This is a genomic window from Fictibacillus nanhaiensis (genome assembly GCF_019801215.1).
Taxonomy (GTDB): Bacteria; Bacillota; Bacilli; order Bacillales; family Fictibacillaceae; genus Fictibacillus; species Fictibacillus nanhaiensis_C.
The window spans coordinates 1-14,832 of record NZ_JAHVJO010000001.1; the positions used below are offsets into that span (position 1 = coordinate 1).

Sequence of the window (14,832 nt, forward strand, 5' to 3'; positions counted from 1 at the left end):
ATGTTCATAAGTGAGCAACACATTATACTTAAACTCTTTAGAATACCCCATAAATAAAACTCCCCTTAAGGTAAAACAGATTTTTTATTTCATCTGTCTACCTAAAGGGGAGCATATCAAATGAGGAGGCAGCTTTTTTATTCGAAAAAATTTAATTCTGGAACCCATTGTTTCATATGAGTTTTGATTCCTTCATACGATTGTTTCATTTCTGGAAGGTCTTTCATTGGATGTATGATAAACGATTGGTCTACATATGTTGGCAAAAATTTAGGTTCTTTGAGATGAATCGTTGTTTCATCCCCTTTTATGTGTTTAACTATGGTCAATTGAACGATTCCGCCAATATCTTTGTAATCCCTTCTCTGTCCAGACAAGAAGTTGCCTAAAGAATATGCAACAAATGTTTTTGACCCATCACTTGCTGTTTCCCATTTAACGGGTTGCAGCACGTGTGGATGATGGCCGATGATAATATCTCCTCCTGCTTCTGTTACGAGCTGTACCATTTCTTTTTGAAAATCATTCGGCATTCTTTCATATTCATTTCCAAAATGAAGGGAGACGGTGACAATATCTGAAAGATGTTTTGCTTGCGTGATCTCACGTTTTATTTTTTCTGCTTCAATGACATTAACAAGGTGTTTTTTACCTGCCGGCACAGGAATTCCGTTTGTCCCATATGTATAGCTTAAAAATGAAACGGTAATGTCATTTTTTTTGATAAAACGAATCTCTTGACGGTCTTCCTCTGAAGCATAAGCCCCCGTGTACTTCATATCTATCTCATTCCAATAACTTAAGGCACTTAAAATTATTTTTTCTCCACGGTCTAGTGTATGGTTGTTCGCCAATGTTACGAGATCGATACCATTTTCTTTTAAAGCATCACCAACTTCGTGCGGAGAATTAAATGAAGGATAAGAGGATAAGCCGTGTTTAGTACCGCCAATCATCGTTTCCTGATTCGCCATTGTAATGTCTGGATAGGTTAAATACGATTTGACTGGAGCAAAATTAGGATTGAAATGATATAGGCCCGATGGCTGTCTCGCTTTATTATAAACGGTGTCATGAATGAGAATATCACCAACGGCTGCTAGTGTGAGACTTGTTGTTTTTTCGATTGGCTTTTTAACCGCGGGTTCAGGTTGATTCTGCTCTTTTACTCCTTGATTTTGCAGGTCCGGTTTCTTTTTTTCTTCAACCGTTTGTAAATCTGCGTTATGATACGTATATACAAGAATAAAGGTAATAAAGAAAACAGCAACAATTCCAATAAACCATAATAAGCGTTTCACTCGCAACACCCCCCTGTTTCCTATCATAATGGAAAAAGTGGGGAAAAGTACATGGCTAATTACCCTGACGTGGAAACGGTTACAAAGTAAGCCGCAGGAGGAATGGATGATTATGAAACAAATCACAGAAAAAACAATAGAACTTTTAGATCAAAATGATGAATTAGCTTCTTTTAAGAATGAGTTTTATGTAAAGAATGATTCTATTTATTTAGACGGTAATTCACTTGGACTGTTATCGAAAAGAGCGGAACAATCCTTATTAGATGTATTGAATGATTGGAAAGAACAAGGGATCGACGGATGGATGGGTGGAAAATATCCATGGTTCACATTAAGTGAACAGCTGGCGGAAAAATTATCACCATTAGTAGGCGCTGAATCAAAGGAAGTAATTGTTACAGGTTCAACGACAACTAATCTTCATCAGCTCGTGGCAACCTTTTTCGAGCCACAGCCTGGTAAAACGAAGATCTTAGCAGACGAGCTGACTTTTCCTTCTGATATCTATGCTTTGCAAAGCCAACTGAAGCTTAGAGGATTAGACCCTGCAACAGATTTAATTCAAGTAAAGAGTAAAGATGGCATGACGTTAGAAGAAGATGATATTATCGAAGCGATGACAGATGATGTTGCTTTGATCGTATTGCCTTCCGTTCTTTACCGCAGCGGTCAGCTGCTGGATATGGAAAGGTTAACAAAGGAAGCACATAAGCGAAATATACCTATTGGTTTAGATCTCTGTCATTCAATAGGAGCTGTACCTCACGATTTAAGCCATTGGGGTGTGGATTTTGCGTTTTGGTGCAACTACAAATATGTGAATGCTGGACCTGGTGGAGTAGGCGGGATTTACGTAAATAAAAAGCATTTTCAAAAAACACCAGGCCTATCAGGCTGGTTTGGGAGCAAAAAAGAGTCACAGTTTGATATGGATCATACGTTTGATGCAGAAGAATCTGCAGGCGGTTTCCAAATCGGTACGCCGCATATGTTAAGTACAGCACCGTTGATTGGAAGTCTTTCTATATTTGAAGAAGCAACAATTGAGAAAGTACGCCGGAAATCATTAAACCTTACTGCTTTATTAATGGATTTATTGAATCAAGAGTTAAATGGTGAGTTTCAAATTGTGAACCCTCTTGAAGATAGAAGAAGAGGCGGCCATATCGCCTTAAAGCATAACGACGCTGCACGCATTTGCAAGGCTCTTAAAGATAATGGCATCGTCCCAGACTTCCGGGCACCAAACGTTATTCGTCTCGCTCCGGCAGCTCTTTATAATTCATTCCGTGATGTGTACGATGCAGTAGAAATTTTAACCAAGATTATGAAAACTCGTGAATATGAAAAATATGAAAACAAGCGGGAAGTTATTGCGTAAGGAGTGGAATACTTGAAGTTAATCGATATTTCTATGCCTCTTTATAACGGAGTTCCGAATTGGCCAGGAGATACTTCCTACCAATTTGGGCTTTCATGGACGAAGGAACAATCAGGATCAGTGAATGTTGGAAAACTAGAAATGAGCACTCATACTGGAACACATATAGATGCACCTTTTCATTTTGATAATGAAGGGAAACGTGTTATCGATCTTCCATTGGATCTTTATGCCGGTCCTGTTTGTGTAATCGATGTATCGGGTCTTAAAGAAATCACACCAGAAAGTATTATGGGAAAAGTGAAGGCGAATACAAAACGTGTTCTATTCAAGACGGGCTGCTGGACAGATCGATCCACTTTTCCAGAAAGTATCGTTCCAGTTCTCCCTGAAGCTGTCCCATTTCTAAAAAAATGTGGTGTAGGATTGATTGGCGTCGATATGCCTTCCGTGGATCCATTAGACAGCAAAGGACTGTTCGCACATCACGCTTTGCATGATCATAACATTCATATTTTAGAAGGATTAGTATTGGATGATGTTCAAGAAGGGGAGTATGAACTAATTGCTTTGCCTCTTCCTTTAAAAGATGGAGATGGAAGTCCTGTTCGTGCCGTTTTGCGTGAATTAACCATATAAAACCTTGAAAACAAGCACAATGACTGTGTTTGTTTTTTTAGGTGAAACAGCATTTTTTGAGATTTTGTTCGTTGTTCCTTATAATAAAAGGAGATACCTATTGGAGGATTAACATGTATAAGTATGGATTTGAAAATTACTTTGAAGGAAAACTGAATATTACAAGCTATGATGTTATACAAGTTGGTCCATGGATAAACGTGTATATTTCATTTCAGATTGAGAATGTTGAGATTTTACCTGAAGGTTTAACTGAGCCGAGTGCACTAGCGGTGTTTGATCAAGAGGGAGAGCTGCAGGAAATCATTGCTCATGATGAAGGCGTGGATTGTGAATATAAATTTACGGATAAAGAAAAAGAACAAATTACAAAATATTTATCAGGAGTAGATGTAAAACAAATTCTTGAAAAGGAGTGAAGGTGAAAATGAAAATTACGGGTATAGAACCAACTCCAAGTCCGAATTCGATGAAAATAAATCTCGATGAAACGCTCCCAGGCACAGAGAGGCACAATTACACGAAAGACAAAGATCAGGCAGCACCTGAATTTATTAAGGAAATATTGAGAGTTGAAGGGGTAAAAAGTATCTATCATGTTGCAGACTTCATTGCTCTCGAGCGAAACCCGCGGGCAAAATGGGAAGATGTTTTAGCTGGAGTTAGAAAAGTGTTTGGCCAAGAAGAAGCTTCTCCATCTCTCGAGCATAATACGGAAGAAGAAGAAATTACCGAAATAATGGTCCTTGTCCAAATGTTCCGTGGTCTGCCGATGCAAATTAAGCTTAAAACAGAAAAGGAAGAAAGAAGAGTCGGATTACCTGATCGGTTTGCAAAAGCGGCATTAAAAGCTCAAGATGCTTCAGATAATCTTGTCATGGAGCGTCAATGGGTTGAGCAAGGTGTTCGTTATGGAACATTTGAACAGGTTGGAAATGAGGTTGCCGAAGAACTTTCAGCCGTTTATCCTCAAGAACGCCTTGATCAATTAGTAGAACAAGCCTTTAACAGTAAAGAAGGAAATCGTGAAGAGGAAACCGTTTCAACGTCAGAAGTGGCCGAAAAACTTAGAAATGATGATTGGCAGACTCGATATGCAGCACTAGAACGTATGAAACCTACAGTGGCTGACATTATGGTCTTAAAGCAGGCTATGAAAGATGAGAAGCCATCCATCAGAAGGTTAGCAGTAGTTTATTTAGGAATGATTGAAGACGAAGCGGTTCTCCCACTGTTGTACGTGGCACTGCAAGATAAAAACGTGTCGGTAAGACGAACCGCTGGTGATGCATTGTCGGATATCGGAAATCCTAAAGCGATTCCTGTCATGTGTGATGCGCTATCTGATAAAAATAAGCTCGTACGCTGGCGTGCTGCCCGTTTTCTTTTTGAAGTGGGTGATGATTCTGCTATACCAGCTTTAAAAGCCGCACAAGATGATTCAGAGTTTGAAGTCTCTTTACAAGCCAAGATCGCTCTTGAACGTATTCAAAGCGGAGAAGAAGCTGCAGGAACCGTGTGGCAACAAATGACAAAAAGCCGTAAATAACGGCTTTTTTTGTTGGTTTTTTTACTGTGCAATCCCTGCTTCTGTAATTTCTACAGAATAATCCACACTGATTTTCAAGTCTTTATAGTCGCGTTTCCATTCTTTTTGATTGAAAGCCCTGGTTCTCGCACGAACATTTTCTCCTATGCCGAGGGGATCAATATTTAATCGTTGGAATTTGCGGATGAGCTTCATACTTTCTTTTTCTAAATCTGCTTCAATGTTTTTTTCGATGCTTTTAATAACTTTTGGATCACCTGCGTCCATTTTTGTATATTCATTTAATCGTCCTTTCACGTTTACTTCTAACAAAACATGATGGTGAGGCTTTTGGAAAAGTTTATAATGGATTTTACTTTTTAATACTTCCAGGTTTCCTCTGTACGATCTTGTTGCAAATTGATAGCTGCCTTCTTTTGTTGGTTCGATTAAGGTTTTAAAGGTAAGGAGTTGTTGCTCGTGTACAGTGCCGACCATTTTGTCTCCTTTAAAGAGAGCAAGCCCTTTTATTTTAACCGCGTTCTTTTTTAGAGTTAAATAGGGAAGAACTGCATCCATGTTATTATGGTAATAAGCATACAAAAATGTATGAAAGTTTAACCGAGGTAAGTTACTAAAATGTTCGTTTTGTTCAATCATGTGGCTAAAGTAATTACCATCTGTATTTGTAAGCTCAAAATTATGAGTCATTATTTTTTTTGCGTCTTCTTTCGTTACAGCAAGAAAGATCGCTCTTCCTATGCCCGGATCTCTTTGGAGTGTGTCTATTGTTTCCAAGATTCCCTTTTCTGCAAGCTTCTGACTAAACATGATGGTATTTACCTTACCGGCAAAAATGGGTTTTGCTGTCATTTCGTTAAGTTCTAAGGCTACTTCCCGTGCTGTTTCCCCAGTAGCGGTTAGATGATTTATTTTAAAGGTTTCCTCATTAATAAAAATAGGAAATAAAATGGTCCCCGTAATATGGTCTTTTTTAGGATGTAGATCAAATCCAATAGACTTTACGATTGTAATATCATCTAACACTTCTTTTGGGGCACAAGACGATAAAACGACTGCTAACAGAAGGACAAGGGATTTCTTCATTTTTGTTCTCCTTTTTTTACTAAGCTGATTAAAAAGAGAAGGGGGATGTAACCATATAGTAAGTAAGTACCGACTTTACCGACCATATTGTTAAGTTCATCAACTTCAACTCGATTTGTAAACAGGACAGGAATTACAAAAAGAATGATTGATAGTAGAACGAGAGCTGTTCGTTGTTTAATATCAAACATTCGGTGAATCCCCCTGCTTGATGACCATAAGGAGAGAGCCAAGTTGATAAGGATAACAATAGCGAATACCGTAATCCCGATATATTCAAATCTTTCAATAAATGGCAAGGTTACAATTTTCCATTCCATTAGAGTAGGCCAAGTTAATCTTTGCAGTTGCTTAGGACTAAAATACATTAACGTCGATATGGTTGTGAGGAGATAAAAAAAAGTCGTAGTTGCAGCACCGATATGTGCCCATTTTTGAGCTTTTTTTGGATCATGCAAGAACGGATAATAAGCAAATAAATATTCTATTCCCACATAGCTCAATACCATGATTTTAAAAGCTTCAAAATAATCCTTGAAGCTGTAGCTTAATACAGGAAGTAAATTAATGCTGTGTCCAAATTTTATTGGAAAGTAATGAGAAAATATAAGCCAAACAGACAATACAAAACTAAAATAGGCGATTCCTGTTACCACACGAAATCCTTTAGAAACGATATAGTAGGTAAGTGCTACAAAAAATAATGAAATTGCCCACGTCGGAAGTCCAGGAAACATCCAATTTTGAACGGCTTCAATATAAGTGCGTAAAACAACTATCCCCGTTACTAGTATATAAACAATGAATAGGAGACTTGGAACAAGCGCTAACCATTTGCCAAAAAATTTATGGTGAAGGTAAAATAGATCGCCGCCGTGTTTATTCAACATGGAAAACATCATCCAAAGGATAAGATGTACACCTAATCCACCCGCAATCACAATTATCCAGCTGTCCTGGTTCACAAACTCAGCAATGTACCTTACAAATCCTAGAATCCCAACACCGACTTGTGAACCAACAATTAAGAAAAAAACTAACTGTGGTGATATTCGTGCATTTTTATGAACGCTGGGCGGATATTTACTGTTAGTCAAATTCATCAATATCCCTCTTCTTCCACCAGTTTATTTTTTCTTTCTCTTTTACTCTTAATTGTTTCGGCCGTTCTTTTTGAGTGAAAAAGGGAAGGCGGATAAAGGAATCTTTCCAATCTTTTATTCTTGGAGGATAGATCGGAGCTAAATACGGTCTTCCCAATGATGTTAAGGCCAGTAAGTGTGTAAGAATCGTCATTAAACCAAGAGCTACACTTAGGAGTCCCCATATTCCGGATAGAATAATCATCGGAAAACGAACAATTCGAATGGAATTGCTCATTCGATACACAGGTGTTGTAAAAGAAGCGAGAGCAGACAGTGCGACAAGTATTAATAGTACGTTACTCGTAAGTCCAGCATCAACCGATGCCGTCCCAATTACGATCCCTCCAACGATACCGATCGTCTGGCCAACCTTTGTCGGTAATCGTGCTCCAGCTTCCCGTAACAATTCTATGGTCAACTCTAAGAACAGAGCTTCTAGTACAGGGGGAAACGGAATATCGGTTCGTGAAGTCGTTAAGGTAGACATTAAATCATCTGGTATTAGTTCTGGATGATATGTGATGACTGCCACATAAAGCGGTGTAGCGAATATCGAAAAGATTACGGCAAAAATGCGCATGATACGAAAAAGGGAAGCAATGTGCCACGATAGGAAATAGTCATCAAATGCGGCAAAAAACTCTACTAATGAAACAGGTCCATATGTACCATGTGGAGATCCATTGGTTAAGAAGGCTACTTTTCCTTCCACTAATGCAGCGACTACTCGATCAGGCCGTTCCGTATCAATGAATTGAGGAAAAATAGACATCTTATTATCCTCGATCATCTGAACGAGATATGAACTGTCTAAAATATGGTCATACTCGATTTCAGATAAGCGCTGTTTCATCGTATTTACGTTTTCTTCATCCGCTACATCTTTTAGATACAATATGGCTACTTTTGATTTTGTTCGAGTACCGATTTCCAGAAAGTCAATCTGAAGAGAAGAAGTAGGTAATCTTTTTTGAATCAATAATAGATTGGTATCAATATCCTCAATGAAACCTTCTTTTGGTCCGATCACACTGAATTCAACTTCAGGAACAGAGATCTGACGGAGGCTTTGCTCTTTTCGAATCGGAACAAAGATCATGTCTTTTGAAGAACGCTTAACTAAGGCAATGTTTCCTTGCAGGATCAACTCGTTAATGGTTTGATTATCCGGATTTTTACACCATTTTTTGTTTGTAATAGGCAGCTGCTGAAACATTTCAGAAATGGAAAGTGATTGATTTTTTTGCAAAAAAGGGAGTACTTCTTGATCAAAGCGTTCCAAGTTTATTAGTGTTTGAATATAACCTGTCTTCCAATCGGAAATACCTGTTTCTTCCCAAAGGATGTTCGTATCAAGTGATGTTTCCTTGCTTCCTTTTTGAGCGGATTTAGCGGTTAGTATGCTTTTAAGAAAATTCATGGTTTATCCCTTCTGACTTTTCAATAAAAGAAATAATTTCAGCCGAAATTTCCTGAGGTTTTTCCTCCATTAGTAGATGGCCGCATTTTTCGTAGACGATTAGTTCTGCATGAGGAAGATCATGCTTAAGCCGATATCCGGTCTTAACAGGCATCACTTTGTCTTCCTTCCCCCAGAGCATAAGAATCGGCTGCTTTATGTCTTCTAGCTCTTCTGAACTCATATCTCCCTCCCTGTGCCTTAATAACCTGATTAATGAGTTGATAAAAGCAGCCTCACTGATTGGTTTACTATAGCCATCTATAAGTTCTTGTGTAACAAGCTTTGAATCATGCAAAACATCCAATAAATTTTTCTTTATGTCTTTTTTTTGGATCCAGCTTCTCACTCCCCACGTAAATAAAGGCAAATACGAGCAGGCGATAAGAGAACGACTTGCTCTTTTTACATAAGAACAGCAACCGAGTAAAATCAGTTTATTAATTCGATTAGGTGCTTTTTTTGCTGCATGCATGCACACTTGTCCACCCATTGAATGGCCAATTAATATAGCGTCTTGTATGTTCAATTTGTCTAGAAAATCTATGATTAGCTGCCCATAATTACATAGCCGATAAATAAAGCTAGTGGATTTTTCGCTCTGTCCAAACCCTGGCAAATCAAGAGCAATCACTTTATAGTTTTTTGTTAAAAAGGGCAGCAACTGTCTAAAACTAATAGTAGATGATAAAAATCCATGTACGAGAACGATGACTTTGGCATCCGAGTTCTCATGATCATAAAACTCATAAAAAATGTCTACATTGCTTACATTGATCCGATATCCAGGTACAAATGTATGCTGCTCATTCATAGCCATGAAATTTCATCCTCCGTCCGAAAATTCATAGGTGTAGTTTCTCCAACACACCGTAAAGATACAAGGTGCAATTATTTCCTTTAATAACTAGGACGTTGTTGTCCAAAAGAGATTATCTAACCGGTCATTTCAGCATTTCATTGTCCAGCTTCAGCGGCTAAAAGCTCGAGGCACAACGTTTTTTCGGGAAACACCAAAAGCGTGTTTGCACTCAAAAACTTTTGTGCTTTCGCTTTTTAGCGAGCCGCTTCAGCATTTCATTGTCCAGCTTCAATGACCAGCCACTCGAGGTTACATACTCTTCCTCCAAGGATACAAAGTGCGTATCCGTTGTCCGAAGAGTATGTGCTGGTCGTGGCTAAACCGGTCATTTCAGCATTTCAGTACAAATTTGTGCGTTTGTCTCTATTCCTCTTTACCCACTACGTACATATTTTAATAAGGAGTAAGAACGCATAAAGAAGAAGGAGGTAGCAGGATGTCTTACCCATATTATCCTTACTATTACCCGTATGCTTATCCTTATGGAGGGTATGGATACGGTTATGGTGGCTTTGGTTACGGTTGGATCTGGGCTGTATTAATAATCTTGTTTATTCTCATATTAATTTTTGGTGGCTGGTGGTGGTTCAACAACAGAATTTAGTAACAAAAGGCTTGGAGGTAGGGTCTTCAGGCCTTTTTTACTTGTGTATGTATGAATGGTTATGCGGGGATAATGAAAGAAAAAATGGAGAGATGTTATGCATAGTCGTCAAACAGTCCGCTATATTTGCGAAGAATACATGAGCGGCAACTGTTATTATTACAAAAGTGAAATCATTACACACGACAATTGGAAAAATCTTGACTCCCTTTCCTGGTCAAGGCCCCGTCCAATATCAAAGAAAACCTTTTTAAAACAGAAAAAAGCAGGATATAAGACTGAGCATAGGTTCATAAAGAAAGAACCGGCTAAAGTCATTACGTTGCCTCAAATCTAAAATCGTCTCTATAGAGGCGGTTTTTGTTTTAAGAAGCTGAACGATTCTCTAAAAAGGGGATTACATCTAATTTAAGTATGGGAATATAAATCATAAGGATGTGTATGGAAGGAGAGAGAGAATAATGGAGCATTATAGAATTGCAAAAGATACGTTAGGAGAGGTGCATGTTCCAGAGCATGCTTATTATGGAGCGCAAACTCAACGGGCAGTAAATAATTTTCCTATTAGTGGAATGCGGCTGCCTTTTGCCTTTATAAAAGCTCAGGCCATCATTAAAGCAAGTGCTGCATCTGCAAATAAACAGTGCGGTGTTCTTGATGAAAAAAAAGCAGAAAGTATTATTCAAGCTGCAGAAGAAGTTATAAGTGGAAAGTGGAATGAACAATTTGTAGTAGATGTGTACCAGGCAGGTGCCGGAACTTCGCAAAATATGAATGTAAACGAAGTACTTGCATCAAGAGCAGCTGAAATTCTCCAAGGGAAAAAAGGGGACTATTCACTCGTTCACCCCAACGATGATGTGAACATGTCTCAATCTACAAACGATACCATCCCCACAGCCATACAGCTATCCATTGCGACGCAACTCTTTGAAACCTTATATCCAGCGTTACATAATTTGATAAAGGTACTTGAAGAAAAAGAAAAGGAATTTCATTCGGTCATTAAAGCGGGAAGAACACACCTGCAGGATGCCGTTCCAATAAGGCTTGGCAGTGAATTTAAAGGATATAAAGGAGCTGTTACGTCTGTAATAAATGCTATAACCCAAACGGAAAAATCGTTATATGAGTTAGGATTAGGTGGAAATGCGGTAGGTACGGGAATCAATGCCCATAAAGATTTTGCGGCACTTGCCATAAAAGAGATAGCAAACCGTACGGGCCTTCCCTTTTTCCAAAGTGACAATACGTATAGTTTTATGCAGAACACCAACGCTGCAATTCGGATTAGCGGTCACTTAAAAGAATTAGCTGTTCATCTTATAAAAATATCGAGTGATCTTAGACTTTTGAGCAGCGGACCAAGAACAGGCCTTGCTGAAATTACATTACCTCCAGTTCAGCCGGGTTCTTCAATAATGCCAGGGAAAATCAACCCGGTTATCCTAGAGAATCTTTATATGATCTGTTCACAAGTAATAGGAAATGATTCCTGTGTAACTACAGCTGCAATAGGGAGTCAGCTAGAGATTAATCCGATGATGCCGGTCATTGGTTATAATGTTCTGCAATCTATTACCATCATAAGCAATGGCATAAATGTTTTCACAGAAAAATGTTTAAAAGACATTCGTGCGAATACAGAAAAAATTCAGGAGTGGCTCGATCAGAGTCTCTCATTAGTAACGGCATTAAATCCACATATTGGGTATGAAAAAGCAGCAGCTTTGGCAAAGGAAAGCTTTGAAACAGGGAAAACGTTAAAAGCTCTTTTAGTTGAAAAAGGTTTATTTTCAATAGAGGAAGCTAATAACATTTTAGATCCGCATTCGATGATTTAACAATCGTTTTACGTAACTTTTTTTATTGTTTTTCTCGACAAATATAGTACAGATTCCTTGTTTTTCATTTTTTTAACAAAAATGTAGTGAACGTTAATATTCCACGTTATAATAGAGAGGTTGATTCACATATAAAGGGAATGAATTAATATTCTGGAAAATTAATTTTCTCGCTATCAATAAAATAAAATGGAACAACGGTTAAATTTGAACTGATTTATGGGAGGAACCATATATGTGTGGCTTTATTGGATATATTTTAAACACGCCTGAAACGGTTGAACAGCAAGAAACACAAAAATTAATAAATATGACAAATGTCATTACTCATCGAGGTCCAGATGATAGTGGTCATTTTGTTGATCAATATGTTCGTTTTGGTTTTCGCCGCTTAAGCATCATAGATATTGAAAGCGGTAAACAACCTCTTTCCTATGAGGATGATCGTTATTGGATCATCTTTAATGGTGAAATATATAACTATGTAGAAATAAGAAAAGAGCTAGAAGAAAAGGGATTTGAATTTAAAACACATTCGGATACAGAAGTCATCTTAGCTCTTTTCAGTGAAAGACGCGAAGAAGCAATGAAAGAACTTCGTGGGATGTTTGGTTTCTTAATCTGGGATAAGGAAACGAAAGAGCTTTTTGGTGCTCGTGATGCGTTTGGAATTAAACCTTTTTTCTATTTAGAAGATGAAGAAGGGTTATACTGTGCCTCAGAAAAGAAGAGTATTACACTCGCAAAAGAAGCTCAGCAAGTAGACGTAGAGGCTCTCCATCACTATTTGACGTATCAGTTCGTACCAGAGCCAATGACGCTTACAAAAAACATTAAAAAACTTGAACCCGGCCATTATTTCATTAAAAAAGCAGGAAGACCTCTCCAAATCAAACCATTTTGGAAACCGAGCTTTGCACCTGAAAAGATGACACTTGAAAAAGCAAAAGATGAGATCAGATCTGTAATGAGAGATTCAGTAAAAGTTCATATGCGCTCTGATGTACCTGTTGGAGCTTTCCTATCCGGTGGTATTGATTCAAGCACGATCGTTGCACTGGCCAGTGAACTTCATCCTTCTTTAAAAACGTTTACAGTCGGTTTTGAAAGAGAAGGGTTTAGCGAGATAGACGTTGCGGTTCAAACAGCAGCTGCATTAAATGTGGAAAATATCCATTACCTTGTTAAGCCGGATGAATTTATGAGAGAACTTCCTAAGATTATTTGGCACATGGACGATCCGGTAGCTGACCCTGCTGCTGTACCTCTATATTTTGTTGCTCGTGAGGCTGCTAAGCACGTCACCGTAGTACTTTCAGGTGAAGGTGCGGATGAACTATTTGGAGGATATAATATCTACCATGAGCCCCATTCATTGCGACATCTGTCTTCACTTCCTAAAGGAGTTACAAAAGGTCTTGCAGCTATAGCGAAGATGCTTCCTGAAGGCATAAAAGGCAAAAGTTTCTTAGAACGCGGCAGCATGACGATCGAAGAGCGCTACATTGGGAACGCAAAAATGTTTACCGAATTCGAAAAAAGCCATCTATTGAAGGACTATCGTTCTGCTTTTAATTATAAGAATGTAACAAAACCATTGTACGAGACAGCAAAAGATTTTCATGACATCCATAAGATGCAGTACATCGATCTACATACTTGGATGCGAGGAGATATTCTTGTAAAAGCTGATAAAATGACGATGGCTCACTCATTAGAACTTCGGGTTCCTTTCTTGGACAAAGAAGTTTTTAAGGTTGCAGCAAGTTTGCATCCTGAACTGACCGTAACGAACGGTACTACAAAGTATGCGTTAAGAGAGGCGATGAAAGGAATAGTGCCTGAATCTGTTCTTTATCGCAGAAAATTAGGATTCCCTGTTCCGATTCGTCATTGGCTGAAGAATGAGATGTATGATTGGGCAAAACAGCTTATTCTAATAAGTGATACAGATCAATATTTGAACAAAGATGTTGTCATTCAGCTATTAGAGAACCATAGAGCAGGTAAAGGGGATTACAGTAGAAAAATATGGACTGTGCTCATGTTTATGCTTTGGCATCAGATAAATATTGAAAAAACATACAACTTTGGTAAAGACTTGATGGATGATGCGGATAGCCTAGAGAAAATGACCGTTACAAGCCTATAACACTCCTTTTATTTGGTTTTGCTTGTGTTGTGTTGTTATGTTATACTTAACAGGTTAAAAAATAGTTAGGAGTGTTTTCATGAATTTTGAAGTAGGTAGCATTGTTGAAGGTAAAGTTACAGGCATTAAGCCTTTTGGTGCGTTCGTTGCATTAAATGATAATGTACAAGGTCTTGTGCATATTTCTGAAGTTTCTCATGGCTTCGTTAAAGATATTAATGACGCATTAAGTGTTGGTGACGTTGTGTCAGTGAAAATTCTTTCTGTTGACGAAGACAGCAAGAAGATTTCTCTTTCCATCCGACAAACACAAGAAGCTCCAGCACCAGCACCAAAAAAGGAACGCCGTCCTGGTGGATTCAATAACAACAACAAAAAGAGCAGCAACAACAATGCTCAAGACGCTAACAAAGGGTTCAACACACTTGAAGCTAAGCTTAAAGATTGGTTGAAAGAGTCTACAGATCGTCAGGCTCAACTTAACAAGCGCCTTAAAAAATAATAATAAGAAAACCTCTCGATTTTTAAATCGAGAGGTTTTTTTGTCTGTTCTGCTGTTGTTATATGCTTTTAAGCTTTGTTATGCTCTGTATGCCCTTCGCGGCTCAATTCTTCAGATGGCTTGAACAATAATGTCAGACAATACAAACCTGAAAGCCCAACAAGACCGTAGACAATACGAGCAAGTGCCGAATCTTGTCCACCAAAAATGGCTGCTACAAGGTCAAACTGGAAGAATCCGATCAGACCCCAATTAATTGCTCCGATAATAACTAATGCTAAAGCGAATCGTTGTAATCCACTCAT

At 38.3% G+C, this 14,832-nt stretch carries 15 protein-coding genes; 9 read left to right on the top strand and 6 right to left on the bottom strand.

Going from position 1 to position 14,832, the window contains the following annotated elements:
- Window positions 1-137: 137 nt before the first annotated feature.
- Window positions 138-1,301: a CapA family protein gene (locus KUV80_RS00005; RefSeq protein WP_222460649.1), complete on the bottom strand. Its 1,164-nt coding sequence runs from the start codon at window positions 1,299-1,301 to the stop codon at window positions 138-140.
- A 112-nt stretch (window positions 1,302-1,413) separates the two neighbouring features.
- On the opposite strand from KUV80_RS00005, the gene kynU reads away from it, so the two are divergent.
- From kynU to KUV80_RS00025, 4 genes are all read left to right on the top strand, one after another.
- On the top strand, window positions 1,414-2,685 hold the full coding sequence (gene kynU / locus KUV80_RS00010; RefSeq protein ID WP_222460650.1) for a kynureninase: 1,272 nt from the start codon (window positions 1,414-1,416) through the stop codon (window positions 2,683-2,685).
- Between the two features lie 12 nt (window positions 2,686-2,697).
- On the top strand, window positions 2,698-3,324 hold the full coding sequence (gene kynB, locus KUV80_RS00015) for an arylformamidase (protein ID WP_222460651.1): 627 nt from the start codon (window positions 2,698-2,700) through the stop codon (window positions 3,322-3,324).
- A gap of 113 nt (window positions 3,325-3,437) precedes the next feature.
- Window positions 3,438-3,743, top strand: coding sequence for a hypothetical protein (locus KUV80_RS00020; RefSeq protein ID WP_222460652.1), 306 nt, complete (start codon window positions 3,438-3,440; stop codon window positions 3,741-3,743).
- An 8-nt stretch (window positions 3,744-3,751) separates the two neighbouring features.
- Window positions 3,752-4,873 (top strand): conserved virulence factor C family protein, encoded by a 1,122-nt coding sequence (locus KUV80_RS00025; RefSeq protein ID WP_222460653.1) that lies wholly within the window; start codon window positions 3,752-3,754, stop codon window positions 4,871-4,873.
- Between the two features lie 21 nt (window positions 4,874-4,894).
- Here KUV80_RS00025 and KUV80_RS00030 read toward each other — a convergent pair whose 3' ends face one another.
- The 4 genes from KUV80_RS00030 to KUV80_RS00045 are packed head-to-tail and all read right to left on the bottom strand — an operon-like array spanning window position 4,895 to window position 9,383.
- Window positions 4,895-5,959: a Ger(x)C family spore germination protein gene (locus KUV80_RS00030; protein ID WP_222460654.1), complete on the bottom strand. Its 1,065-nt coding sequence runs from the start codon at window positions 5,957-5,959 to the stop codon at window positions 4,895-4,897.
- A complete protein-coding gene (locus KUV80_RS00035; RefSeq protein ID WP_222460655.1) occupies window positions 5,956-7,062 on the bottom strand; it encodes a GerAB/ArcD/ProY family transporter in 1,107 nt (368 codons plus the stop codon). The genes KUV80_RS00030 and KUV80_RS00035 overlap by 4 nt, the downstream gene beginning before the upstream one ends.
- Window positions 7,049-8,524, bottom strand: a complete 1,476-nt coding sequence (locus tag KUV80_RS00040) for a spore germination protein (RefSeq protein WP_222460656.1) — start codon at window positions 8,522-8,524, stop codon at window positions 7,049-7,051. The genes KUV80_RS00035 and KUV80_RS00040 overlap by 14 nt, the downstream gene beginning before the upstream one ends.
- Window positions 8,511-9,383, bottom strand: coding sequence for an alpha/beta fold hydrolase (locus KUV80_RS00045; RefSeq protein WP_222460657.1), 873 nt, complete (start codon window positions 9,381-9,383; stop codon window positions 8,511-8,513). The genes KUV80_RS00040 and KUV80_RS00045 overlap by 14 nt, the downstream gene beginning before the upstream one ends.
- A 478-nt stretch (window positions 9,384-9,861) precedes the next feature.
- Here KUV80_RS00045 and KUV80_RS00050 point away from each other — a divergent pair, with 478 nt between their 5' ends.
- From KUV80_RS00050 to yugI, 5 genes are all read left to right on the top strand, one after another.
- Window positions 9,862-10,029 (top strand): sporulation protein YjcZ, encoded by a 168-nt coding sequence (locus KUV80_RS00050; protein ID WP_222460658.1) that lies wholly within the window; start codon window positions 9,862-9,864, stop codon window positions 10,027-10,029.
- Between the two features lie 97 nt (window positions 10,030-10,126).
- On the top strand, window positions 10,127-10,366 hold the full coding sequence (locus tag KUV80_RS00055) for a hypothetical protein (RefSeq protein ID WP_222460659.1): 240 nt from the start codon (window positions 10,127-10,129) through the stop codon (window positions 10,364-10,366).
- Between the two features lie 124 nt (window positions 10,367-10,490).
- Window positions 10,491-11,873, top strand: coding sequence for a class II fumarate hydratase (locus tag KUV80_RS00060; RefSeq protein ID WP_222460660.1), 1,383 nt, complete (start codon window positions 10,491-10,493; stop codon window positions 11,871-11,873).
- 235 nt (window positions 11,874-12,108) lie between these two features.
- Window positions 12,109-14,025: an asparagine synthase (glutamine-hydrolyzing) gene (gene asnB, locus KUV80_RS00065; protein WP_222460661.1), complete on the top strand. Its 1,917-nt coding sequence runs from the start codon at window positions 12,109-12,111 to the stop codon at window positions 14,023-14,025.
- 79 nt (window positions 14,026-14,104) lie between these two features.
- Window positions 14,105-14,527 carry a S1 domain-containing post-transcriptional regulator GSP13 gene (gene yugI / locus KUV80_RS00070; protein WP_222460662.1) on the top strand — a complete coding sequence of 141 codons (423 nt, stop codon included), beginning with the start codon at window positions 14,105-14,107 and terminating at the stop codon, window positions 14,525-14,527.
- Window positions 14,528-14,595: 68 nt separating this feature from the next.
- Here yugI and KUV80_RS00075 read toward each other — a convergent pair whose 3' ends face one another.
- Entirely contained in the window at window positions 14,596-14,832 is a 237-nt protein-coding gene (locus tag KUV80_RS00075) for a DUF378 domain-containing protein (RefSeq protein ID WP_222460663.1), read from the bottom strand.

Excerpts from the sequence above, each read along its gene's own strand:
- kynU (WP_222460650.1), top strand. The coding sequence starts at position 1,414 with ATGAAACAAATCACAGAAAAAACAATAGAACTTTTAGATCAAAATGAT.
- KUV80_RS00020 (WP_222460652.1), top strand. The coding sequence starts at position 3,438 with ATGTATAAGTATGGATTTGAAAATTACTTTGAAGGAAAACTGAATATT.
- KUV80_RS00025 (WP_222460653.1), top strand. The coding sequence starts at position 3,752 with ATGAAAATTACGGGTATAGAACCAACTCCAAGTCCGAATTCGATGAAA.
- KUV80_RS00030 (WP_222460654.1), bottom strand. The coding sequence starts at position 5,959 with ATGAAGAAATCCCTTGTCCTTCTGTTAGCAGTCGTTTTATCGTCTTGT.
- KUV80_RS00035 (WP_222460655.1), bottom strand. The coding sequence starts at position 7,062 with ATGAATTTGACTAACAGTAAATATCCGCCCAGCGTTCATAAAAATGCA.
- KUV80_RS00040 (WP_222460656.1), bottom strand. The coding sequence starts at position 8,524 with ATGAATTTTCTTAAAAGCATACTAACCGCTAAATCCGCTCAAAAAGGA.
- KUV80_RS00045 (WP_222460657.1), bottom strand. The coding sequence starts at position 9,383 with ATGGCTATGAATGAGCAGCATACATTTGTACCTGGATATCGGATCAAT.
- KUV80_RS00050 (WP_222460658.1), top strand. The coding sequence starts at position 9,862 with ATGTCTTACCCATATTATCCTTACTATTACCCGTATGCTTATCCTTAT.
- KUV80_RS00055 (WP_222460659.1), top strand. The coding sequence starts at position 10,127 with ATGCATAGTCGTCAAACAGTCCGCTATATTTGCGAAGAATACATGAGC.
- KUV80_RS00060 (WP_222460660.1), top strand. The coding sequence starts at position 10,491 with ATGGAGCATTATAGAATTGCAAAAGATACGTTAGGAGAGGTGCATGTT.
- asnB (WP_222460661.1), top strand. The coding sequence starts at position 12,109 with ATGTGTGGCTTTATTGGATATATTTTAAACACGCCTGAAACGGTTGAA.
- yugI (WP_222460662.1), top strand. The coding sequence starts at position 14,105 with ATGAATTTTGAAGTAGGTAGCATTGTTGAAGGTAAAGTTACAGGCATT.
- KUV80_RS00075 (WP_222460663.1), bottom strand. The coding sequence starts at position 14,832 with ATGAGTGGATTACAACGATTCGCTTTAGCATTAGTTATTATCGGAGCA.